17 protein-coding genes are annotated in these 21,958 nt (G+C 43.1%); 8 read left to right on the top strand and 9 right to left on the bottom strand.

Translation table 11 applies throughout. From position 1 onward, the window contains the following. Positions 1 to 476 precede the first annotated feature (476 nt). Both IJ23_RS08725 and IJ23_RS08720 read left to right on the top strand, forming a co-directional pair. Positions 477 to 1,559 (top strand): DUF262 domain-containing protein, encoded by a 1,083-nt coding sequence (locus IJ23_RS08725; RefSeq protein ID WP_033906062.1) that lies wholly within the window; start codon positions 477 to 479, stop codon positions 1,557 to 1,559. Then, positions 1,560 to 2,342, top strand: a complete 783-nt coding sequence (locus IJ23_RS08720) for a HEPN domain-containing protein (protein ID WP_033906061.1) — start codon at positions 1,560 to 1,562, stop codon at positions 2,340 to 2,342. It abuts the gene before it with no gap. A 313-nt stretch (positions 2,343 to 2,655) separates the two neighbouring features. Here IJ23_RS08720 and IJ23_RS08715 read toward each other — a convergent pair whose 3' ends face one another. The 4 genes from IJ23_RS08715 to IJ23_RS08700 all read right to left on the bottom strand — a co-directional run bounded on the left by IJ23_RS08715 (position 2,656) and on the right by IJ23_RS08700 (position 6,493). After that, entirely contained in the window at positions 2,656 to 3,408 is a 753-nt protein-coding gene (locus tag IJ23_RS08715) for a hypothetical protein (protein WP_152560900.1), read from the bottom strand. Next, the gene (locus tag IJ23_RS08710; RefSeq protein WP_033906059.1) at positions 3,380 to 3,922 is read right to left on the bottom strand and encodes a hypothetical protein; all 543 of its coding nucleotides are present in this window, start codon (positions 3,920 to 3,922) and stop codon (positions 3,380 to 3,382) included. Before IJ23_RS08710 ends, IJ23_RS08715 begins: the two co-directional genes overlap by 29 nt. After that, a complete protein-coding gene (locus IJ23_RS08705; protein ID WP_033906058.1) occupies positions 3,915 to 4,745 on the bottom strand; it encodes a ParA family protein in 831 nt (276 codons plus the stop codon). Before IJ23_RS08705 ends, IJ23_RS08710 begins: the two co-directional genes overlap by 8 nt. Positions 4,746 to 5,200: 455 nt before the next feature. Next, positions 5,201 to 6,493, bottom strand: coding sequence for a tyrosine-type recombinase/integrase (locus IJ23_RS08700; RefSeq protein WP_033906057.1), 1,293 nt, complete (start codon positions 6,491 to 6,493; stop codon positions 5,201 to 5,203). Positions 6,494 to 6,988: 495 nt separating this feature from the next. Here IJ23_RS08700 and IJ23_RS08695 point away from each other — a divergent pair, with 495 nt between their 5' ends. After that, positions 6,989 to 7,792, top strand: coding sequence for a MetQ/NlpA family ABC transporter substrate-binding protein (locus IJ23_RS08695; RefSeq protein WP_017633488.1), 804 nt, complete (start codon positions 6,989 to 6,991; stop codon positions 7,790 to 7,792). 95 nt (positions 7,793 to 7,887) lie between these two features. Here the strand turns inward: IJ23_RS08695 and IJ23_RS08690 are convergent, their stop codons facing one another. Together IJ23_RS08690 and IJ23_RS08685 are read right to left on the bottom strand one after the other, a co-directional pair. Beyond that, the gene (locus IJ23_RS08690; protein ID WP_033906056.1) at positions 7,888 to 8,163 is read right to left on the bottom strand and encodes a hypothetical protein; all 276 of its coding nucleotides are present in this window, start codon (positions 8,161 to 8,163) and stop codon (positions 7,888 to 7,890) included. 223 nt (positions 8,164 to 8,386) lie between these two features. Beyond that, on the bottom strand, positions 8,387 to 9,106 hold the full coding sequence (locus IJ23_RS08685; RefSeq protein WP_005379714.1) for an SIMPL domain-containing protein: 720 nt from the start codon (positions 9,104 to 9,106) through the stop codon (positions 8,387 to 8,389). Between the two features lie 233 nt (positions 9,107 to 9,339). On the opposite strand from IJ23_RS08685, the gene IJ23_RS08680 reads away from it, so the two are divergent. The 5 genes from IJ23_RS08680 to dhaR all read left to right on the top strand — a co-directional run bounded on the left by IJ23_RS08680 (position 9,340) and on the right by dhaR (position 17,599). Next, positions 9,340 to 11,103 (top strand): lysophospholipid acyltransferase family protein, encoded by a 1,764-nt coding sequence (locus IJ23_RS08680; protein ID WP_033906055.1) that lies wholly within the window; start codon positions 9,340 to 9,342, stop codon positions 11,101 to 11,103. Between the two features lie 595 nt (positions 11,104 to 11,698). Continuing rightward, positions 11,699 to 13,651: a PTS mannitol transporter subunit IICBA gene (locus tag IJ23_RS08675; protein WP_033906054.1), complete on the top strand. Its 1,953-nt coding sequence runs from the start codon at positions 11,699 to 11,701 to the stop codon at positions 13,649 to 13,651. A gap of 111 nt (positions 13,652 to 13,762) precedes the next feature. Beyond that, the gene (locus IJ23_RS08670) at positions 13,763 to 14,911 is read left to right on the top strand and encodes a mannitol-1-phosphate 5-dehydrogenase (protein ID WP_033906053.1); all 1,149 of its coding nucleotides are present in this window, start codon (positions 13,763 to 13,765) and stop codon (positions 14,909 to 14,911) included. A gap of 86 nt (positions 14,912 to 14,997) precedes the next feature. Beyond that, positions 14,998 to 15,528: an MltR family transcriptional regulator gene (locus tag IJ23_RS08665; protein WP_005379708.1), complete on the top strand. Its 531-nt coding sequence runs from the start codon at positions 14,998 to 15,000 to the stop codon at positions 15,526 to 15,528. 145 nt (positions 15,529 to 15,673) lie between these two features. Next, positions 15,674 to 17,599, top strand: a complete 1,926-nt coding sequence (gene dhaR / locus IJ23_RS08660) for a dihydroxyacetone kinase operon transcriptional regulator DhaR (protein WP_033906051.1) — start codon at positions 15,674 to 15,676, stop codon at positions 17,597 to 17,599. A gap of 80 nt (positions 17,600 to 17,679) precedes the next feature. Here dhaR and ptsP read toward each other — a convergent pair whose 3' ends face one another. The 3 genes from ptsP to dhaK are packed head-to-tail and all read right to left on the bottom strand — an operon-like array spanning position 17,680 to position 21,790. Beyond that, positions 17,680 to 20,079 carry a phosphoenolpyruvate--protein phosphotransferase gene (ptsP, locus tag IJ23_RS08655; protein ID WP_033906049.1) on the bottom strand — a complete coding sequence of 800 codons (2,400 nt, stop codon included), beginning with the start codon at positions 20,077 to 20,079 and terminating at the stop codon, positions 17,680 to 17,682. A 1-nt stretch (position 20,080) separates the two neighbouring features. Continuing rightward, positions 20,081 to 20,716: a dihydroxyacetone kinase subunit DhaL gene (gene dhaL / locus IJ23_RS08650; RefSeq protein ID WP_005379705.1), complete on the bottom strand. Its 636-nt coding sequence runs from the start codon at positions 20,714 to 20,716 to the stop codon at positions 20,081 to 20,083. Between the two features lie 15 nt (positions 20,717 to 20,731). Then, positions 20,732 to 21,790 (bottom strand): dihydroxyacetone kinase subunit DhaK, encoded by a 1,059-nt coding sequence (gene dhaK / locus IJ23_RS08645; protein WP_033906047.1) that lies wholly within the window; start codon positions 21,788 to 21,790, stop codon positions 20,732 to 20,734. Between the last annotated feature and the right edge of the window lie 168 nt (positions 21,791 to 21,958).

The following is a 21,958-nucleotide window of genomic DNA, read 5'->3' as shown; positions in this document are numbered from 1 at the left end:
GAAACTCGGAGTCAAAAGGTTTGCTAATAAAAGTTTTCCGTGATCTACTCAAACTCCCCTCTGGACATAAATTAATTTAGGGTTTCAGTAGTGCTTTAGCTTTCGGATAACTCTTAGCATTGCAAAACACAATCAGGCTCCCTTTACAGCAGTACTTTAGATAGAATGAAGCCTTGTTGCGTAATAGTAAATTCGCGAAGAATCGGAACCAAAATTCAGAACAAAACTCTTCGGTGATTCCAGCTACCTACCAAGTGATAAGACTTTAATGGGCTTGTTACCGTTTGAGGAATAACAGATGAAGTGGATTATGCTTTTACGCAACAAAGCCAATTTCGAGTTAAAAAAACTTACAGGTCTATTGGTTCGCGGGTTATCTGATGTATTGGAGAAGTAACGCCGTATTATATTATTGCAACGTACTGATTTTACGATCAAAGTATCATATAATATATCCAAAATTAGAGGATCAGGACATGACAGCTTTGAAAAATAATTTAGATGAATTGCAGTCTAAAGCTAAAGAACGTACTGTGAAAACACAAACGATAGAGTACGATCTAGAAACTATAGTAAAGAAAATTGACCGAAATATCATAAAGCTAAACCCTGATTATCAACGTAAGCACCGCTGGACAAACGAGGCTTCTTCAAAGCTAATTGAAAGTCTTATTCTCAACATTCCTGTACCATTCGTCTACATTTCACAAGATGTCGATGTAGATGAAGAAACCGACGATGATGTATCAAGATACTCTGTAATCGATGGTCAACAACGGTTAACTGCTATCTTTAATTTTTTCAATAATGATTACCCATTAACTGACTTAGAAGTGTTAAGCCCTTTAAATGGGTGCTTTTATAAAGACCTACCGCCATTTTTGATTCGTCGCTTAGAAGAGCGCACCATACGGTGTTTACGCATTGACTCGACAATCGATCAGCAAGTGAAATACGATATTTTTGAACGGCTAAACTCTGGGTCCGTAAAGCTAGAACCGCAAGAACTTAGAAACGCAACATGTCGCGGTCCTTTCAAGTTACTAATAAAGAAACTATCAAAAGATCCTATTTTTCTCTTAAATGCTAATTTATCACCATCTAGTAAGAGAGTTGTAAAAATGGAAGACGAAGAACTTGTTCTTCGCTACTTTGCAGTTACATATAAAGATGGCTATAAAGAATATAAAGGCGGATTTAAGCGTTTTCTGACTGATAAAATGGTTGAATTCAACAAGCTTTCTAAAGGTGAACTTAGAGAGTTTGAACTGGAATTTAAAGGCGTAATGGAACTATTACGTAAACAAGTAAATGAACTTCCTTTTGCTAAATACCGATATTCAAATGGGAAATTATCAAGAATGTCAAAATATAATGTATCTGTATTTGACGCGATGATCTGTTTAGGTAAGAAAGCATATACTTCAAAGAGTATAATCCCGAAAGACGCCACTATTAACCTATTCAAAAACAAAGATTTTTTCACTGCTTGCGAAGGTAGTGTTAACGATGTTAGTAAAATAACAAAGCGTATAGAAATAGCCATGGATTTAATATAAATGTCCACATTTATAAATAGTTACCTTTCACAATTAGATGAGCAATGGAAAGAGGTTATTCTGCTCATTGATCAAGCTGAATTATTTATTGATAGTAATGTGGATTTTTATAATGCATTATGCCGCTCAGCTTCAATTCTAATTGTTTCTCATCTAGAGGGTTTTTTAAAAGATCTAATTAAAAACCTTGTACGTGATTTAAATAGTAACAAAAAATATTCTGAGCTTCCTATTGCCGTCCAAAGAAGCTACTGTAAAAAGTACCTAGGATTTGATAAAAACAAATTCAATAACTACCATCAGCTAATAGATGAAATGGTAGTTGAATTTTCAGAGTACGATAATTTTACCATTAGTCATGAACCATTTTTATTTGATAAAAACAGAAATCCAAAACCAGAGTCAATAAAAATAGTCCTAGAAAGGTTTGGAATAAAGGATATTTTCAAACTTTTTCATGAATCAAAATTCGACAAATGCTTTGAATCAAGAAGAAAAACTAGCCACCTATTAAAACGAATGAAGAGGTTAGTTAGTTTGAGTACCAACCAATACCCATATAGAGCTAGTCTGAGCCTATTTGATCTAGAGGCATCAAACTATGGCGGAACTAGAACACTTTGGCAGACATATTTGGATGATATTAACACTATTCGCCACTCTATTGTTCACGGAAACTCATTCGATAATCAGGTAACAACAAATCAGTTAAAAGAACGTCAAGAGCAAGCTTACCTGCTTCAGTTACTAATTGTATATTGTCTCTGTGCAAAGGTAGTTTAGAAATACAATAACTTATTAGTGCAAACACGCGCATATTTGATAATAAGTTAACCTAAGCCCTATTCCAATTAGTGCTCATTTCCTTTTTAATGGGTTACAACCGATTAATAATTTTATAGCCACAAATGATTTAGCGAGTATAGGGTCAAAAAAGCATTAGAAAAATACCCACGCAATCGACGAAACTCTAATGGAGCATAAGTTTGCTAGCAGTGATCGTTCTGGTACATCTCTGGCTAAAAACAATTTAGGCATACCACTCCAAGTTGTTCCTACCAAATTAGAAAAAGTACCTTGAAACATTAAACACTTGTTATCTGGCTTGTGGCGCTAAAATCAAAGGTTTCGATGTACGCGGAATAGAGATTAAGATATTCTCTCTATTTTTATGATGCATTTTATGATACAACGCATTGAACACTATACATAGAATTATGAGAATGTTCTTGACCACACTGGTAAAAATCCCCCCGGTACTATTAGATTTTTGTTCATAAAACTTTGGGTAATCAACCAATGAAGATATTTTTTCCATATTTTCAGACTGTGAGGTATGAGTGTCTTTACATAGCTCCTTATAGCTTTCGTGCAAATTACCAAAACTACTTTTTACTTTTTCACTTGAAGTAAAGATACTTGTTACTTTTGCGCGCCCCATTAACGAGTACACGCTTTTCTCAACCAGTAACGATTCATCATCAATAGAACCTAGTGCCCTTACAAAATTCTCAATTGAAGAGCGTAACATAACTCTAGATGCTTTGTATGACCCGTTAATCCAATTAAATTTAGATGAGCCAACATCTGAAACAACTTCTGAGATACGATTAACTATATCTTTATTGTTAGAGTAATTTTCTTCAAAAAACTCACTCTGATGCATAAACTCTGTATGCCAATGTAAAAGAGAAAAATATGCTTTGTGCATACTTTTCGCTGTAGTTTTATATGATGAGTTATCAAGGTTACCGTCAATTTTGTAGTTTGAGATGTATTTTATAAGCTCATCGAAGTCCGACTTACATTCTCTCGTCATATCATTTAGCCAATTTTCTAATAGTCTCATTCCATGAGAAACCTGTCGTTTGCTTTGCTTTCACCACTTGGTTCATTTTTTCTTTGTTTCCTGCAATTGATGAAAGACCTGCTACTAACTCGTTTAACTGGCTATCATCAAGCTGAGTACACTCACAAACTATTCTGCCAATAATTTCATAGCGAGATCTATTAGCTCTAGAGCTGAGCCCTTCGATTTTAAGAGCTTCTGTGGCAAAGCTAATGATATCGTCATTCCTAGGAAACATGACATTATCTAAGAAAAAACTTGGAAGTATACCCACTAGATAGTGGACATTAGGGTTAGGTGAAATGTATTTTTCTGTGCCACCGATTTGACTAGACCCAACTATTGAAGAGCTAGAAGCTTTTTGCGCATCTCTTAAAATACTTGGAATTTCACTGAGTTTTAACTTATTTTTTGATTCAAGCAACCAAGATAATTCTTCAACAAAATCAATAGCATGGCGCAGCTTGGTCGCATCTGACAATGACTTGTTTTGACTTTTCTTAATATCAGTCATGTTCTGTCCTATTCAAAAACTCGCTCACAATTGCTGCTAGTCGCTGTTTAGAACTAGCATCGTCCGAATCAAGGATATGTTCTTGATCTAATTGCTTATTAGCAATGGCTGTTCGCTTAGGCATGTTATATCTATATAAATATTTACTCCAGAAAGCGTCCTTCTGCAAATTAGCAACAGCTTTCTTGTAGACTACCGTATTTTCTTCTGCAAGCGTCAATACTAATCCGGCACAATCTAATTGCAATGCAAAGTTCTCTTTCTTCTCGTTGATGATGCTTTTTAACAAATCGATACCAGTTAAAGATATTGGATCTGCTTTCACAGGAATTAAATAGTATTGCGAAGCAATTAAAGCGCTTGTCATCCAAACAGAAGGAGTAGGAGGTGTATCAATTACAACGTAGTCATATTGGTCACTAATTGTAGCCAGAAAAGCTTTGAGTCTGTTCTCGCGACCTTCTCCGGGAGCCATTTCTAAGCGATATAACTCCAAACTGCCTGGTAGCAAATCAAAATGACTTGTTGCTACTACTTCAATTTCATCAAGAGCCTTTGCTTGGGTAACTTGGGAAGCACCGACAGTGCTAGCAGTTGCTCGATGGTTTCGGTCAAAGATGTTAACAATGGTATCCTTAGAACTAGTCACATGCTCTACATACTCTTCAGGTGACATCAAGCATTGCGTTGCGTTAAACTGAGGGTCTACATCTATTAACAAAACTCTTTTATCATTTCGTCTCGCTAGACAATCTGCGAGATTCACAGCGACAGTGGTTTTTGCCACACCACCTTTCATATTAATCAAGCTAACTACTTTCAAAATAAACTCCTATTAATCATAGGGTTGATATATTGATGCATAATCTATTGCAATGCAACCTTAGCCATACAGCGATCATTATCCGATAAATTGTCGTCTTTTTCTCTTACACAACGCGCTCTTAGTTATATTTTTTAACTAATAATCAAACCTTAGAGATAAAACAGGATGTTAGGCTGCAAAACTCGCCTAGCAACGGGACGCTAAGTTTTCAACTCAATCGAATAAATATGAGTAGAGCTAACTCAGGTTGATTAGATATAAATGAGTAAAAAACCTAACAAGCAATGGGGCACTTCTGAGTTACGAAGTGCCAACTGTGAAAGTTCTGGACAGAATCGAGTCAGAACCAATTGAGTATGAAATCGTACGACGTCACTTACTACTCAACGATACATCAATTAAAAGAAACAAAATAATGCAGCATTCACAGTGCGAACGCTAATCTCACTTTATCAAAGACTAACCACGTTTGAACCCGTTTCTTCAACCCTAGATAACTTACTTTCCCACAAACCCAAAGCATGACGCTTCTCAGCCAAATATTCGTATCTATCGTAATGTTTTGAGCTCACATCATTCAGTGCATGGTTCTGTAGCCTATCTCTCAATGCTTTACTTACACCCAGCTCTCCCATCAAGGTTTTACACGTACGGCGCAAATCTCTGGGGATGAAATGCTCAAAGTGTGGGTGATCATCTCGATAACGAGCAATGGTTTGACTCAATGAATCTAAGCGGACGTGGTCATTTTCGTCTTTATAATGAGGGAAGATAAAAGGACTGGTTGACTCTCTTTCACTTAATCTCTTTAAGATCGACATAGCTGTGTTAGTTAGAGGGACCAAATGGCTACGCTTGTTTTTCGAAAGGTCAGGAGTGATAAGTAACGTTCGTTCATCCCAATTGATTGCCGTCCATTTTGATGCTGCAATCTCATAAGGTCTTTGTCCACCAGTATGAATACAAAGAAGAATAAGGCATCGCATCATTTCTGAGGCTCGAACCCCTTCTATATCAAATTCAATATCATGCATAAATTGATGTAATTCCGTGAACGTTAGATAGCGCTCCCCTACTCGCTCTGCATCTTTTTGTTTTGGTATAGAAGATACTGGGTTAAAGACGAGACCAAACTTAGCGTCTCTCAAGTAATTCGCAGGATCATTGTCATGTGAAAGGCCATAATTAAATGCGGCATGAAGGTAACTTCTGACTCGGTTGCTCTGTGTAGCGGCACCGCGTTGTATCATGTGAGCTAATATCGTAACGATATCAGCTGTCGTCACATCACAAGCTTTTGTTTCTCTGGAGATAAATGGATAAACCTCTTTCTCCAGTGACCGATAAACGTTTTGATAAGTTCGCTTCCCCTCTTTTTTCATTTGGTTTACATAGCTTTGAAACAACAACTCTAAGCTTCCCTTGCTCTCATCTTCTCTTCGAGCTGCTTCACGCTTTTTCTCTGCGTTGGTTAGTTCAAATTTAGGATCAAGTCCCTGCTTTAACATTAAGCCCAGTTTATGCGCCTCTTTTCTCGCATCAACAAGACTGAGCGCAGGAAATCGCCCTAACTGAATAAATAGACGCTTACCCTCGCGGTAGTAACGAAAGACAAACCCTTTATTTCCACTAGCAAACACCTTCACTCCAAGACGTCCAACGCCTTTAGTTCGGTCATCATCCCAAACGTAATAAGCATTACTTTTAGGCTTTAAACCCACAATTTCTTTTTGCGTAATTGCCATAACAGATCCTTTGTTGCGCAACAACACCCAACGCTAAACTGGGTGTAGTTGTGGGTGTAGTTAGGAGGTCTCTTAATGACAGTTTGTGAGATATCACAAGATAAGGCAAGTTAAATAATTCATTATTTATCAATCACTTTAAGATAATTTGAGATAACATGGAATTTGATGAAACAAATATTATCACGACTCATAATCGATTGGTCCGCAGTTCAAGTCTGCGAGGGGCCACCATATTTCGAAAGGCGTAGCAGGTTAATACCTACTACGCCTTTTTTGTATCTTATATCTTTGGGTACAGTTTCGGTTGCGGTAACTCGTCACTAACCTCGTAATAGCTTTTCTTCTTCCCCTCTTCTTTAACTATTATCTGGCTTTCTATACGAGCAATAGAAACAAAATGTCTGCTCGTGATTTAAACCATTGACCCTCAGACAACTTCTGATAGTATGGACATATAAACGTATGGACGTCTAAAGCAAAAATGGAGCTACAATGAAAAGTATTGGTCACTTAAAGAAACTAGCTTTGATTCTCACGGCAGTAGTCGGCTTAAGCGCTTGTGGAGAAAAAGATGACTCTGTCATTAAAGTGGGCGCGACAGTTGGACCACATGCACAAGTAGTCGAGGCGGTAGCGAAGGAGGCAGCGAAGCAAGGTTTGAATGTCGAAGTCATTGAGTTTTCTGACTACGTGACACCTAATGCCGCTCTTAGCGATGGTAGCATCGATATTAATAGCTATCAGCACCAGCCATTTTTAGACAACTTCAACAGTAGCCATAACGCCCAATTAGTATCAATTGGTCAGTCCATTCTTATGCGTATGGGGCTTTATTCCAATAAGTATCGCTCACTGCAAGAGCTTCCAAACAATGCACGTATAGCGCTTCCAAATGACCCTACCAACGGTGGTCGTGGTCTGTTGCTACTCGCCGATGCAGGTTTAATTGAGCTGAAACAGGGTGTTGGCCATAAAGCCGCCCTAACTGATATCACAAAAAACGCAAAATCATTTGAATTTGTCGAGGTAGATGCCGCTCAGCTACCAAGAACATTAGATGATGTGGACGCGGCTGCGATTACAATGAACTACGTAATGTCTTCTGGTTTAGATCCGAAGAAACAAAGTATCTATCTTGAAGCAAAAGACGCCCCATTAGCAGTCATGGTCATCGCCACTCGTGACGCAGACAAAAATAATGAAGCGTATAAAAAGTTCGTTTCTATTTATCAATCTCAAGCGATTCGTGATTATCTCGATCGCACTTTCAAAGGCACAATCGAAGCAGCTTTTTAATCAATAAAGCAGCGACTACTTTGCCCCACGAATCAGATAGAAAAGAGGCTAATGTTTTCTCATAGCCTCTTCTTTTCATTACTCACTAAATCGACTCATTGTCGACTTTCAGCCTCTAACTTCATTGCCAAATAAGCTTGATCAGCAGAAACCAATGCAGGGCGGTTAATCAACTTCCAGAGGAAGTATGGTGGGATTAAAAATACGATGAAGTAGAGAGATTCATGGAAAAAAACATCGGCTATCGTTTGCTGATGCTCCCAAAGTGCCGTCAGTGCGAAGAGCTCTAACATCACGCCTAATACGCCAAAGACGACAGAGACAACAATCGCTAAACCCAGTAGTTCTCTAACAAAGTGCTTGTATGCCATGATACTAATTCCTTCTAGCAATAAGTCATACTAACTTACGCTCATAAGAAACAAGTGAGCTTGATTATTATCAAACTCACCTCATCACTGTTAAGAACTTAGTTTTATAAAAAAGTACTTGTATATAGCGTCAGCGAAGACTGATTTCCCTATCACAGAGCATAGATACCTCTACAAATAGAAGGTGATGGAACGACCAACTATTGACTATATGAGCGCAACTTTAATCAGATAAGTAATATTGAACCGTCGATACCACTCGTACTTTCTTAATGTAAGGCGTGTTGCTGTCTCGGTCATAAATCGAGAACTGCCCTTGAGTTGCACGTTTGATCTTACCCAGTGAACTCTGTGAGTCTTTCGCAAATTTCTCAGCCACTTCACGCGCATTCTTAGTCGCTTCTTCGATCATGTCTGGCTTCACATCATTCAGCTTAGTAAAGCTGTACTCAACACGATTTGCATAAGGATCTTGGTTAAGCAAAACGCCTTGTTTTCCTAGCTCACCTATTTCATTGATTGCCGCTCGAACAACATCAACACTCTGGCTGTAAACCGTAACGGTTCGCGAGGCCAAATAACGATACTCAATGTCTTGCTCGCTCCCATATTGCTGTGCTTTTCTGTCAATGACCGCTGGGGAAGAAAGGGAAACGCTGGTTTCAGGAAGCCCTTTGGCACTTAGAAAGTCCAAAATCAAACGGGTTTGCTGGTCAATTTCATCAAACATGGCCCCCATATCATTACTCGCTAGAGTAAATTGAATCGGCCAAATCACCGTATCAGCAGGATACTCACGCTCCGACAAACCTTTTACTGTCACGACTCTTTCATAGGCTCGGTATTTCACCGCCGTCTGCTGCATAAAATAGCCAAGGATGCCAAGACCAAGTATCAAACTTAGCCCAATCCAAAGTGCTGCTTTATTGGAAACTCGTTCCATTACTTCCCCCTGATAAATATCAACTTAGCTTAATCTTTGTTCTAAATAAGATAGCCTATCTCTTGTTTTAAGAGGGAGACATAACGCGAGTTTTGATTCATAGCACAGTGATATACCGTTTTCTTTAGTCAATAAAGCTTCATTAGTTTGTCACCAAAGGCTCATGCTTTTGCCTCTGAACTGTCATCTGTAATTTCTACTATCCAATCAGCAACTTGTACGCTGAGGTAAATATGGATAGTTCAACCCCTTTTCGTCTCCCTCGTAAAACGCCGTTTGGCATTGGTGAAAACGTTGCTGAATGGGCAACCGGTTTAAACCAACTTGATAAGTTCTACGCCCAACGCCCCGTTAATGCCGATACCAAAACTTTTCTCCGCTTCACGCTGGATATCTTAGGTATCGACTATCGCATTGCTCATGGTTCACTCGATTCAGTTCCTAAACAAGGTGCTACCGTCATTGTGGCGAACCATCCGCTTGGTTGTGTGGAAGGCGTCATCTTGGCCGAACTCTTGTTGATGGTACGAGACGATATCCAAATTCTAGCCAACCAATACCTGAAAACCGTGCCGGAGTTAGATCAGCTCTTCATTGGTGTCGATGTGTTTGAAGGCAAAGACGCCGTCAAATCGAATATGAAGGCCCTCAGAGCGGCTAATAAACACCTAGCAAGTGGCGGCTTATTGCTTGTCTTTCCTGCCGGTGAGGTTTCCCAGTTAGTCGATGCCAAACAGCAACGCTTGGAAGATAAAGCGTGGAGTCGAAGCGTAAGTAGCCTAATCCGCAAAAACAAAGCAACGACAGTTCCAGTATTCATCAGTGGTCAGAACTCGAAACGCTTCTATATGGCAGGGAAAATCCATCCACTTTTGCGCACCCTACTGCTTGGGCGAGAACTGCTGAACAAACAGGCGCAAACCATTGATTTATCTTTTGGCCAATCAATCAAATTCAAAGAGATCAACACGCTTAACGATGATCAAGTAGTGAACTATTTGCGGCTCAACACTTATTTGCTCAATCGTGAAACCCATTCAGTGAAGCCTTCTTCTTCATCAGAAATGCTCTCTCCAATAGCGGCAGGGTTACCCGTAGGCGAATTGCTTGAAGAGCTGAACAACTTACCAAAAGAGTCCAAGCTGCTAACAAGTGGTGAGTTCGATGTTTACTGCACGGAGTCGCAGAGTATCCCTTCCCTACTGCATGAAATTGGTCGCCTACGTGAGCTCAATTTCCGACAGGTTGGCGAAGGGACAGGACTAGCAATAGACATTGACCATTTCGATCATGATTACCTGCATCTGTTTGTGTGGGATAGAGAGAACCAATGCTTGGTGGGCGCGTATCGTTTAGGTCTGGTTGATCAACTGATTGAAAAGCGCGGCGTAGCAGGTCTGTATTCACGAACGTTGTTTAACTATGACCAACGCTTTATCGACCAAATGGGTAAATCCATTGAGATGGGGCGCTCTGTGATTGCACAGCAATATCAAAAGAGCATGAGCGCGCTACTGCTGCTGTGGAAAGGCATCGCAACGTTCGTTCATCAAAACCCAGATTACACTCACCTATTTGGTCCGGTAAGCATTAGCAACGATTATAGCGATACTGCACGTCAATTACTGGCTCAATCAATGACACTGCACCACTACGACAACAATTGCGCAGAGTACGTCACACCTTCTAACCCACTTCCTGAGCACCACCGTGACTGGAACACCAGCATGCTCACTGCTCTGGGTGATTTACAGCTATTGTCACGTGTCATTGCCAGAATCGATGAAGGGAAAGGAGTGCCCGTTTTGCTACGTCAGTACTTAAGCCTCAATGGCAAGCTGGTATGCTTCAACGTCGACCCTGCATTCAATAACGCTCTAGATGGATTGATTATGGTGGATTTGCGCGATGTTCAAGAAAAGACGTTGGCAAGGTATATGGGACGCGAGCAAGCTCATGACTACCTCGTCTATCATACTAATAGCAACGATGATTAAGAACAGTGATTAAGTAGAGAGTTGGGAATCACAAGAAGAACCGTGTGGCGACTCACTTTATTTACCCTTTCACCAACTAATTAGGCGTGCTCCGTGAAGTGCGCCGAAAAGACTCTTACAGATACAATCTATCGAAAGATCTAGATAGCATTTATCTCACCAATTCCGTCACAAACTTTCACAAAAAACAAAAACAGATCCAAGTCACACTTTAAATCCACCACAACTCAACACAAAACGTGACATTGATCATCACAAGCATTTAATTCGAATTTCAAAAAAAATCAAAAGTGATCAAAGTCACAAAGTATTTTGATTTTAAATTTGTCAGAAGATCGGATTGATCACTAAGATTTTTATTGACAGGTTTGAAAGTTGCTTTTTGTTATTAAGTTACAAGTTAATAAGTTGAACTTGGTCACTTAAAAACCGTTTCTCAGCCTAAGAAATGCGGGCGTAGATCACGAAAAACCCGTTGTCAGTTCCAATTGGAAAATGTGTGGTAAATTGATTGGGTACTAAGCAATCAAACAAACGGTTTTGGCGAACCGTTTACTACAACAAGATTCATCAGAACATCGAACGGGGAATTGTTATGATATCACCAGATGCCAAGATCAAGATACAAAATTTTGGTCGTTTTCTGTCAAACATGGTAATGCCAAACATCGGCGCGTTTATCGCGTGGGGCTTTATCACTGCTCTATTTATCCCAACTGGATGGCTACCAAACGAAACGTTAGCCTCTATGGTTGGCCCAATGATTACCTACTTGCTGCCACTACTTATCGGTTACACCGGTGGTAAATTAGTTGGCGGCGATCGTGGTGCGGTAGTCGGTGCAATCACAACAATGGGTGTGATTGTCGGCACAGACATCCCAATGTTTATGGGGGCAATGATGGTCGGCCCAATGGGCGGCTGGGCTATCAAGAAATTCGATAACTACATCGATGGTAAAGTAAAAAGTGGCTTCGAGATGTTGGTTAACAACTTCTCTGCGGGCATCATCGGCATGCTATGTGCGATCCTTGCCTTCATCTTTATCGGTCCATTCGTAAAAATTCTTTCTGGTGGCTTGGCGGCTGGCGTTAACTTCCTAGTTTCTGCTCACCTACTACCACTGACTTCAATCTTCGTTGAACCTGCGAAGATCCTGTTCCTAAATAACGCGATCAACCACGGTATCTTCTCTCCACTGGGTATCCAACAAGCGTCTGAGACAGGTCAATCGATCTTCTTCCTAATCGAAGCAAACCCTGGTCCTGGTCTAGGTATCCTGCTAGCTTACATGGTGTTTGGTAAAGGTACGGCTCGTCAAACTGCAGGTGGTGCATCAATCATCCACTTCTTCGGCGGTATCCACGAGATTTACTTCCCATACATCCTAATGAACCCTCGCCTAATCCTTGCGGCTATCGCAGGTGGTATGACTGGCGTATTCGTTCTAACTATCTTTAACGCAGGTATCGTTTCTCCAGCATCACCAGGTTCAATCTTTGCAATCTTGTTGATGACTCAGAAAGGCTCAATCGTTGGTGTTCTAGCGTCTATCGCAGCAGCAACAGGCGTGTCATTCGCCGTAGCAGCACTGCTAATGAAGACTCAAACGTCAACAGAAGAAGACGGTGATGAAGCAGCACTAGAAAAAGCAACATCACAAATGAAAGACATGAAATCTGCATCTAAAAACGATGCGGTGGTAAACAACCAAAGCAAAGGTGACGTAGACCTAGCGACAGTACAAAGCATCATTGTCGCTTGTGATGCGGGCATGGGCTCGAGTGCAATGGGCGCGAGCATGCTACGCAAAAAGGTTCAAGACGCAGGTCTGAACATCCACGTAACCAACCTTGCCATTAACAGCTTACCAGAGAGTGCAGATATCGTGATTACTCATAAAGACTTAACGGATCGTGCACGTAAGCATGCTCCAAACGCACACCACATTTCATTGACTAACTTCCTAGACAGCGAGATGTACAACCAGCTAGTCACCAAACTACTAGCAGCACAAAACCAATCCGCAGCCAATGACGACCAAATGGTAAAAGTGTCGCTCGTGGCAGCAAACGACGACAACTTCGAGCCACAGCAAACGTCGGTGTTCCAAATCCAGCGTGAAAACATTCACCTAGGTTTGAAAGCTGCCAACAAAGAAGAAGCGATTCGCTTCGCGGGCAACAAGTTGGTCGAACTTGGCTACGCAGAACCAGAATACGTAGACGCGATGTTTGAGCGTGAAGCATTGGTTCCAACTTACCTAGGCGAATCTATCGCAGTGCCTCACGGCACGGTAGAAGCGAAAGACCGCGTGAAGAAAACTGGCATTGTAATCTGCCAATACCCATCGGGTATCCAATTTACTGAAGACGACGATGATGTTGCGAAACTGGTTATCGGCATTGCCGCTAAGAACGATGAGCACATCCAGGTGATTACCACCATTACGAACGCGCTCGATGAGCCGGAGGCAATTGAGAAGCTAACCAGCACCAACGATGTGGAAGAGATTCTAAACATCCTTGGCGGTCAACAAGCGGCTTAATTACCCCTTTAATTTGCTCCTGAGGCAAATGAGGTCAGCTGTCACCCCCTATGCGGTTGGCCTCCCCCTAGTTTCGTAAGTCAACATTTTAGACATTGGTAGGTAAGAATTATGAAAAACGCAGTTCATTTTGGCGCAGGTAACATTGGTCGTGGCTTCATCGGTAAACTATTAGCAGATGCAGAAGTCGAGGTCACATTTGCAGACGTTGATGCTCCACTGGTTGATCAACTTAGCCACAAACAAGAATACAAAGTAAAAGTGGTCGGTACGGAATGCCAGATTGACACCGTAACCCACGTCACCGCTGTTAACTCCACCAGCGAAGATGTCATCGATCGCATTGTAAAAACTGACTTGGTAACCACTGCCGTAGGTCCCAACGTACTGGACATCATTGCAAAAACCATCGCTACCGGCATTGCAAAGCGCTTTGCGGCAGGCAACGATAAGCCATTGAACATCATCGCGTGCGAAAACATGGTTCGTGGCACGACTCACCTAAAAGGTGAAGTGTACAAACATTTGGATGAATCATTGCACGCAAAAGCAGACGAGTTGGTTGGCTTTGTCGATTCAGCGGTAGACCGCATCGTGCCACCAGCAGAAGCAGCGAACGATGACCCACTAGAAGTGACGGTAGAAAGCTTTAGCGAATGGATTGTGGATGAACAGCAATTCAAGGGCGAAATCCCTGATATCGCAGGCATGGAAAAAACCAACAACCTAATGGCATTCGTAGAACGCAAGCTATTCACTCTCAATACAGGCCACTGCATTACCGCTTATCTAGGTTGCTTGAAAGGCCATCACACCATTCGTGAAGCAATTGAAGACCCAAGCATTCACGCTGAAGTAAAACAGGCGATGCAAGAGAGTGGTGAAGTGCTGATCAAACGTTACGGCTTCGACCGTGACATGCACAACGCCTACATCGAGAAGATTTTAGGACGCTTTGCCAACCCATACTTAGTGGATGAGGTGGATCGCGTAGGTCGTCAACCAATTCGAAAATTGGGTGCAAACGATAGATTAGTGAAGCCTTTACTCGGTACAATTGAGTATGGCACTGAAAATCAAACACTTTTGAAAGGCATTGCCGCTGCGTTGAAGTACACTAACGACACTGACCCACAAGCCGTAGAGCTACAAAACTCATTAAAAGAAGTGGGTGTGAAGAAGACGCTAGCGACATACACAGGTCTTGCAGAAGACAGCGAGGAAGTGGCTCAAATCGAGACACTTTACAACCAACTTTGATTTACCTAGGGGAGCTCGGCTCCCCTTCTATGTCCTTCTCTGCTTGAAGAGTTGGGATAGCTAATAATTAGAAATGTATTCAGTATATGGCAGATAACATCAACGAAACCGAGATCATTGAGCGATTAAACAGCGCACCATCGGTACGAGGCTTTTTCATTGCAGCAGTCGACGTTTTTAACGATTCGATCGACGGGTTGGTGCAAAGAATCTTTCGTAAAGATAACTTCGCTGTTCAATCGGTTGTCGGTCCGCTGCTACAAGACTCTGGACCGCTGGGCGATCTGTCTGTTCGTTTGAAGTTATTGTTTGGCTTGGGAGTGCTCCCCGATGACATCTACCACGACATCGAAGACATCATCAAACTCAAAAACCAACTCAATAGTGACGCTTCAGATTACGAATTCACTGACCCGAATATTCTAGAACCAATTAAGAAACTGCACTTGGTGAAGAAAATGGGCATGGTACAACTGGAAGTCAGCGAACCAGATGACGACATCGACCTTGAGTTTTATCAGCTACAACTGCAACGTCAACAACAAATCATTAAGTCAGGGCTCTCACTTGCCATTGTCGAGATTTGCAATGAGCTCGGCAAAGACAGCCCTTTTTAATCGAAAAACTGGCACGGAAGCCTCCTCAACTCGCCCCTCTTTTTGCGCATTCTTCTATACAACGTGCGTGAAAGCCATCACAGTCCATATTCCGATGTCTCTGTAACATCAGACCAATCTATCGCTAGTATTGAAACGGTATCGCATGCTTTCAATCGAAGACACTAAAACTAAGTGGGAGTTTTTCCAGAAACACCACTGGGTATCTCCAGAATTTTCCCGCACTCCCGTCCTCGAGTCGTGGGAGCGTTGCATAAAGCAATGCAGCCCTTACACCTGGTCAAAACCACATATTGCCTCTGGATTTACCTTCTCATCTCTAATGAAGCGCAACGAACATCTCATCGAATGCGCCACGACCGTACTTGAAGACACTTACGACATGCTAGGGGACGAAGACCTGGTATTGATGGTAACCGATGGCAACGGCTGTATTCTCTCCACCGTCGGGCACGACTCTATGCGACAAGAGATGCAAACGCTCGGCATAAAACAAGGCTGTTTTCTCTCCGAAGGAAAGATAGGCACAAATGCAGTCAATCTCTGTATCAATACTCATATCCCGTGTGAAGTTTTCGCAGCAGAACATTTCAATCGCCACTTACATCCTTATGCCTCTGTAGCGGCGCCTGTTTTCGACCAGTTTGGCAAGTTACGCGGCACAACATGCCTTCTCAAAAAAGCAGAGAGCTATAAGAAAGAAGACTTAGTCATCATCGCGTCGAGCGCGAAAGAAGTCAGCTTGCAAATCCACATTCAGTCGGAACAAGAAAACATGAACCGCCTCACTTGTGCGCATAACGCAACGTTAGAGTGCATGGATGACGGCCTTCTGGCCTGGGATGAAGAAAGCCGTATAACCATGGTAAATCACCAGTCCGAGCGTTTGCTAAACATTGAAGCCAGTCAGGTCTTGGATAAAGAAGTCTTTTCTGTTTTGCGCTTCCCACCGAATGTCCTTACTAGTATTGAGTCAGGTGCGAGCATAAACCGTAAACTCACAACGGTAGAGGTTCGTGGCGAGTTTGTTGAAGCGATCATCACCTTGCGTCCACTCAACGACGGCACACACTTATTGTTCTTGCACCCTATCGATAAAATTCGCGAACTTGCTCAACAACAAATAGGTGGCAGTGCGCGCTATACGTTCAGCACTTTGCCTGTCATTTCACGAAAAATGAAGCATGTCATTACCGTGGCAAAACGGGCCATAAAGTCCAAATCACCAATTCTAATTACAGGTGAAGAAGGCGTAGGAAAAGCCACTCTCGCCATGGCGATTCATAACGAAAGCACCTACAAAGAAGGGCCATTCATTACGCTCAACTGTCGCTCCATCAATACAGAGCAACTGGTCAAAGAAACCCTGGGATACGACGAGGGGCAAGGCATGCCTTCAAAGTTTGAGCTCGCCCATGGCGGTACGCTCTTTTTAGAAAAGGTGGAATATCTGTCGCCCGATTTACAAGCCGTGCTACTTAAGTTGTTAAAAACTGGGCTCGTCAGCCGCAGCGACAGTTTGCGATTGATCCCCGTAGACTTTCAACTTATTACGAGCACCGCTTCAGAGATCAGCGAGTATGTCACTCAGCGCTCATTTGGTCGGCAACTTTATTATGAAATCTCCTCGAACGAGCTGCATATTCCGCCACTACGAAAGCGTAAAGAAGACATTGAATTTCTCGTCCAGCAGCTTATCAGCCATTATGAACGCCGCCACAATGTGACGATCTCGATAGAGCCAGTCGCACTGGAAGCGTTGATGAATTTTCGTTGGTCAGGCAACAACTCTGAATTAAGAAACCGAACTGAGCGAATTTTGCTGAACCGCAGTTCCAACTTAATCAAGCTGAACGATATTCCTGAAGACATTAAACTGAATTCTCGCCATACCGCAGAAAATACGCCAGTAATCACGTTAGAAGAAGCCGAGAGAAGAGCTATCGTTCAGGCTTGGAATCAGTGTGATGGCAAAATGCATGATATGGCGAAAGCATTGCAAATTGGCCGCACGACCTTATGGAGAAAAATTAATAAGTTTGGGCTGCAGGAGCAAATGAAGCTGTATTAAGTCGTGAATTGGCGTTCCTATAACAAAAGTAAAACCGGCGTAAGCACGCCGGTACAGATGTACTAACGATAAGGTATCGATTAAACATCGACAGACAACTGACGAATCTGCGCTTTTAGTCCCGGTAGCAGACTCGCACTGGCGCTGAATTTTCGCAACCCCACGCGAAGCAATGTTTCTGTGGCATTTGGATCGCCAGCCATCTCACCACACATACTAACCGGTATACCCGCGCGATCGCCTGCTGCACACGTGAGCTCAATGGCTTTTAGTACCGATGGTTCAAAGTAGTTCACCAATTCAGCAACAGCGGCGTTACCTCGATCGGCGGCCATAACATATTGAGTCAAATCATTGGTGCCGATAGAGAAAAAGTCGACTTCTTGGGCTAACGCATCAGCATTTAATACCGCGGCTGGCACCTCAATCATAATACCAACGGGCAAATGAGTCGCATCCAAGCCGAGTTGGTTTGCTTGATGCGCCAACAGCGCTTTTACTTTTCTCACTTCTTCAACCTGAGCCACCATCGGTATCATCAATTGAATATTCGGTTGCTCGTGAAAGGCTCTCAGAATGGCTCGAAGTTGAGCGGTAAACAATGACTCATGTTGAAGACACAACCGCACCCCTCTCAAACCTAAAAATGGATTATCTTCTGCTGGCATAGGATAAGCGGCTAAAGGCTTGTCACCGCCAACATCTAGACTACGAATCGTAAGTGGCTTATCACCAAGTGCGGCGGCAATATCACGATACACTTGGTATTGCGCTTCCTCAGTTGGCAACTCATCACTGTTTTGAAATAGAAACTCAGTCCGAAATAGACCAACGCCCTCAGCTCCTGATGTTAGTGCATCATCAATATCTTTCGGTCCACCAATATTGGCGAATACTGGAATATGGACACCATCACAGGTGACTGCGGCTTGCTGAGCACTCGATAATGCACTTTGTCGGGTGCTTTGCCACTCAATTTGTTGCGCTTCTAATTCCTGTTGTATGGCATCTGAAGGAGAGAACCATAAATGCCCTCGAAAGCCATCAATAGTCACCACTTGCCCAGCACGCACAGCATCAAGACAACCCTGAGCTTTAACGATGGCAGGAATCCCCATCGCACGAGCAAGAATCGCACTGTGAGAGGTTTTCCCTCCTTCACTCAAACAGATACCAAGCACTTTCGATTTATCAAGCCCGGCCACATCAGAAGGCATAAGGTCACGGGCCAACAAAATACTCGGTTCCTTAATGTCGATGGCATTAGGCGTTACGCCTGTCATTTCGACCATAACTTGGCGTGCTATATCATGCACATCTGCTTCGCGTTCCCGCATGTACTGACTTTCTGCCTGGCGAAACTCTTTGGCCAACGTTTGCAGTGATTCTACCCAAGCTTGCTCGGCTATCATGCCCGTTTGAATTCGCGACTCGACCGATGCCCATAATTCTGGGTCACTGAGCATCATGCTATGAGCAGCAAATATTTCCCCTTTCGGCTGCTTCGCTTGCTCCTGCAAATGTTGAACAACTACGCCTATCGCACGCTTAACCCGTTCAATTTCATCTTGTTCACTTTGGAAATCACGTTCAGGCACAGCTGGCATTTCATGAGTAAAAAGGACAGCAGGAGCAGTAGCGATACCGTCATTGACTCGAATACCAACAACAGCACCTTCAATCTGATTTGAGGCCATGCCATCGAGCAGAGTATCTGAACTTTCTTCAGGTTCGATAATGCCTTGCTCAACCGCCTCTTTTTCTCCGAAGTGCTCACTAGCTAAGGCTTCAAATGCCTTGATTGCTTCACTGGATTGAGGTCCAAGTGCGCATAAGGTGATCGTCTCTTGACTACGAACGCCAAGTTTCGCAATGCTGTTTAAGCTTTTCGCGTTCACACGGCGCTCGCCTTTTTTCAACCATAATTGGCAGTCAAAAGGCGCGAGTGCACCAACAATGGCCGCAGCGGGACGAGCATGTAGTCCATGCGGATTTTGCACCACCCAATCAAATGTCCGTTCTTGCTCAAAGTTTTCTGATACTGGCGCTATCTCAGCGGATGTTAGTGGCTGATCACCAAGGTGCTCTCGTTTTACGCTTAACGCATTCTGTGCCTCTTCGACTACCGTCGATAAAGGTAGTCCGGCAGCAGCAGCCACCGACGCCGCCATGGTTCCTTCAACAATAGGTGCCGAGATAAGGGTGACATTTTCCCTCACATGATCATCAATCAGGTCCAGAGCCATTTCCGTGCTAAGCAACGCGCTGCCAAGATCCATCAACACAACGACCCCTTGTTGATCTTGTACCTGCTCAATCGCTTCCATCACGGCAATGGCATCGGTTCCGATCGGGTTCTCTGGATCATCAATCCCAGCAGCAATCGCAAGCTTGGCTTTGCCTTGCGTCATTTGGGTGGCAAGTTCTGCCACCCCTTCGGCAAGTCGACGACTATGAGATACAACTACAATTCCCACCATCTTAATTACCTGCTATTGCCTGCTGTAGTGCTTTAATCATTAACAAAGAAGAGGTTGCACCGGGATCTTGGTGACCAATACTGCGTTCACCTAAATAGCTTGCTCGCCCTTTTTTCGCCAACATTTCAATCGTGGCAACCGCGTTCGTTTCTGCTAGCTCAACCATTTCATTAAGTAAGTGATCGGCGCTCATGCCATTTTCTAACGACGCCTTCACGCTAACTAAAACGGGTAACCAAACATCACACATGGTTTTATCACCCAGCTCTGCTTTACCACGAGACACCACGCCATCCACACCGCTTTTTAGTGCATCGACCAACTCTTCAAACGTTAGTTGCTCTCGGGTTCCGACAGCGGCAGCCGTGCGAATAAACAGCGTGCCATACAGCGGGCCACTTGCCCCACCGACACTAGAAAGCAAGGTCATGCCCGTATTCTTGAGAATGCTGCCGATATTTTGGTCCGCAAATTGCGGCAGTTTTTCAGCAACTTTTTTAAAGCCACGGTTCATATTGAGACCGTGGTCGGCGTCACCAATATCACGATCAAGGTCGGTCAGAAAATCTTGATTCTCTTGATACGTTTTTGCACATAACTCTAGCCAGTGAACGATATGTTGTTTTTCAATTTGCATGTTTGCTCTCCCCTGTTACCACTTGATCGCGGCCGTATCGACAGGAGCATCAAACAGCTCCAACATCTCTTTGTCTGCCTTCAGAAACGTAATCGAAACGCCTTCCATATCGAGTGACGTACAGAAGTTACCGACCATATTCCGCACGATACGGAACCCTGCTTGCTCACAGTTATGAGCCAGACGGCGGTACACTCCGTAAAGCTCTGAAGTTGGCGTACCACCCATACCATTCACCATCACGATGTAGTCGTGTTCAGCGGCGAAAGGCTCAATGCTGGATTCCACTTCATCCCATTCACCTTCGTCACGATTCCAAATACGCAATGTGCGCTGATAAGGTGTGTTTTCAGCAACTTCAGCAAACATTTCATCCACTAACGTATCGACATCGGTGTATTTCACTCGCTTGATACCTGGTTCACCATGGATACCAACACCAAACTCCACTTCATCATCTTCCAGAACAAAAGATGGTTTACCTGCTGCGGGTACAACACAAGCATTAAGCGCCACGCCAAATGAACGACAGTGATTATTCACGCGACGAGCCAGCGCTTCACATTGCTCCAACGAATAACCTTTGCTCGCGGCAGCCCCAACTAACTTTTCAACCAATACCGTTCCAGCAACGCCACGGCGACCAGCGGTGTATAGGCTGTCTTTGACTGCAACATCGTCATCCACCAACACCGACCCAACTTTGATACCATCGGTATGAAGCAACTCCACGGCCGTTTCAAAGTTCAACACGTCTCCGGTGTAGTTTTTAATGATAAATAGCACGCCTTCACCAGTATTCACTTGGTTGCCACATTCGTACATTTGATCTGGCGTTGGTGAAGTAAACACCTCACCAGGACAGGCGCCTGTCAGCATGCCTTTACCAATAAAACCAGCGTGCAAAGGTTCATGACCACAGCCACCACCAGAAACCAGTGCCACTTGCCCCGGCGTTTCCTCGTGCCACATGTAACGAGGCTCGTAGTTCGCTTTTAGCTCAGGGCGGGACAATGCCAGGCCTTCCATTTGCTGCAATACAACATCATCGACTTGGTTAATTAACTTTTTCATCGTTCTATCTCATTCCATTTATATTTTTATGTAGGGTATGAATTCATCTTAAACAGAGAAAAAACGTGCTCAACAAAAATCAATCTGTTTCATATTGAAACAACGACTTCGGTATTTTCGTTTCAATATGAAACGAAAAACGACAAATTTTCCTGAATAGTGATCGGC

The sequence above is a fragment of the Vibrio sp. OY15 genome (assembly GCF_000742455.1).
GTDB lineage: Bacteria > Pseudomonadota > Gammaproteobacteria > Enterobacterales > Vibrionaceae > Vibrio > Vibrio alginolyticus.
The sequence above is the reverse complement of the archived record's forward strand: the minus strand, read 5'-3'. Positions and strand labels throughout refer to the sequence as shown.

Coding starts and splice junctions, on each gene's coding strand:
- IJ23_RS08700 (WP_033906057.1), bottom strand. CDS start 6,493: ATGGCAATTACGCAAAAAGAAATTGTGGGTTTAAAGCCTAAAAGTAAT.
- IJ23_RS08680 (WP_033906055.1), top strand. CDS start 9,340: ATGGATAGTTCAACCCCTTTTCGTCTCCCTCGTAAAACGCCGTTTGGC.
- IJ23_RS08670 (WP_033906053.1), top strand. CDS start 13,763: ATGAAAAACGCAGTTCATTTTGGCGCAGGTAACATTGGTCGTGGCTTC.
- dhaR (WP_033906051.1), top strand. CDS start 15,674: ATGCTTTCAATCGAAGACACTAAAACTAAGTGGGAGTTTTTCCAGAAA.
- IJ23_RS08675 (WP_033906054.1), top strand. CDS start 11,699: ATGATATCACCAGATGCCAAGATCAAGATACAAAATTTTGGTCGTTTT.
- dhaL (WP_005379705.1), bottom strand. CDS start 20,716: ATGCAAATTGAAAAACAACATATCGTTCACTGGCTAGAGTTATGTGCA.
- IJ23_RS08725 (WP_033906062.1), top strand. CDS start 477: ATGACAGCTTTGAAAAATAATTTAGATGAATTGCAGTCTAAAGCTAAA.
- IJ23_RS08720 (WP_033906061.1), top strand. CDS start 1,560: ATGTCCACATTTATAAATAGTTACCTTTCACAATTAGATGAGCAATGG.
- ptsP (WP_033906049.1), bottom strand. CDS start 20,079: ATGGTGGGAATTGTAGTTGTATCTCATAGTCGTCGACTTGCCGAAGGG.
- IJ23_RS08690 (WP_033906056.1), bottom strand. CDS start 8,163: ATGGCATACAAGCACTTTGTTAGAGAACTACTGGGTTTAGCGATTGTT.
- IJ23_RS08715 (WP_152560900.1), bottom strand. CDS start 3,408: ATGAGACTATTAGAAAATTGGCTAAATGATATGACGAGAGAATGTAAG.
- IJ23_RS08710 (WP_033906059.1), bottom strand. CDS start 3,922: ATGACTGATATTAAGAAAAGTCAAAACAAGTCATTGTCAGATGCGACC.
- IJ23_RS08665 (WP_005379708.1), top strand. CDS start 14,998: ATGGCAGATAACATCAACGAAACCGAGATCATTGAGCGATTAAACAGC.
- dhaK (WP_033906047.1), bottom strand. CDS start 21,790: ATGAAAAAGTTAATTAACCAAGTCGATGATGTTGTATTGCAGCAAATG.
- IJ23_RS08685 (WP_005379714.1), bottom strand. CDS start 9,106: ATGGAACGAGTTTCCAATAAAGCAGCACTTTGGATTGGGCTAAGTTTG.
- IJ23_RS08695 (WP_017633488.1), top strand. CDS start 6,989: ATGAAAAGTATTGGTCACTTAAAGAAACTAGCTTTGATTCTCACGGCA.